The sequence below is a fragment of the Yersinia sp. 1252 StPb PI genome, from assembly GCF_048593885.1.
Lineage (GTDB): Bacteria > Pseudomonadota > Gammaproteobacteria > Enterobacterales > Enterobacteriaceae > Yersinia > Yersinia enterocolitica_E.
Genome location: NZ_JAZGQE010000398.1, coordinates 1 through 1067 on the forward strand (window position 1 = coordinate 1; position 1067 = coordinate 1067).

The following is a 1067-nucleotide window of genomic DNA, read 5'->3' on the forward strand; positions in this document are numbered from 1 at the left end:
GTCGCTGCCGCAGCTTCGGTGCATGGTTTAGCCCCGTTACATCTTCCGCGCAGGCCGACTCGACCAGTGAGCTATTACGCTTTCTTTAAATGATGGCTGCTTCTAAGCCAACATCCTGGCTGTCTATGCCTTCCCACATCGTTTCCCACTTAACCATGACTTTGGGACCTTAGCTGGCGGTCTGGGTTGTTTCCCTCTTCACGACGGACGTTAGCACCCGCCGTGTGTCTCCCGTGATAACATTCTTCGGTATTCGGAGTTTGCATCGGTTTGGTAAGTCGGGATGACCCCCTAGCCGAAACAGTGCTCTACCCCCGAAGATGAGTTCACGAGGCGCTACCTAAATAGCTTTCGGGGAGAACCAGCTATCTCCCGGTTTGATTGGCCTTTCACCCCCAGCCACAAGTCATCCGCTAATTTTTCAACATTAGTCGGTTCGGTCCTCCAGTTAGTGTTACCCAACCTTCAACCTGCCCATGGCTAGATCACCGGGTTTCGGGTCTATACCTTGCAACTAGACGCCCAGTTAAGACTCGGTTTCCCTACGGCTCCCCTATTCGGTTAACCTTGCTACAAAATATAAGTCGCTGACCCATTATACAAAAGGTACGCAGTCACACCACGAAGGTGCTCCCACTGCTTGTACGTACACGGTTTCAGGTTCTATTTCACTCCCCTCGCCGGGGTTCTTTTCGCCTTTCCCTCACGGTACTGGTTCACTATCGGTCAGTCAGGAGTATTTAGCCTTGGAGGATGGTCCCCCCATATTCAGACAGGATGTCACGTGTCCCGCCCTACTCATCGAGTTCACAGCAAGTGTGTTTTGGTGTACGGGACTATCACCCTGTACCGTGCGACTTTCCAGACGCTTCCACTAACACACAAACTGATTCAGACTCTGGGCTCTTCCCCGTTCGCTCGCCGCTACTGGGGGAATCTCGGTTGATTTCTTTTCCTCGGGGTACTTAGATGTTTCAGTTCCCCCGGTTCGCCTTGCATGGCTATGTATTCACCATGCAATAGTGCAACGAATTGCACTGGGTTTCCCCATTCGGGTATCGTCGGTT

The 1067-nt window shown here is 52.2% G+C and carries 1 rRNA gene; it reads right to left on the bottom strand.

The features are described from left to right. Nucleotides 1–1067, bottom strand: a 23S ribosomal RNA gene (locus V2A85_RS23885); the annotation flags it as partial.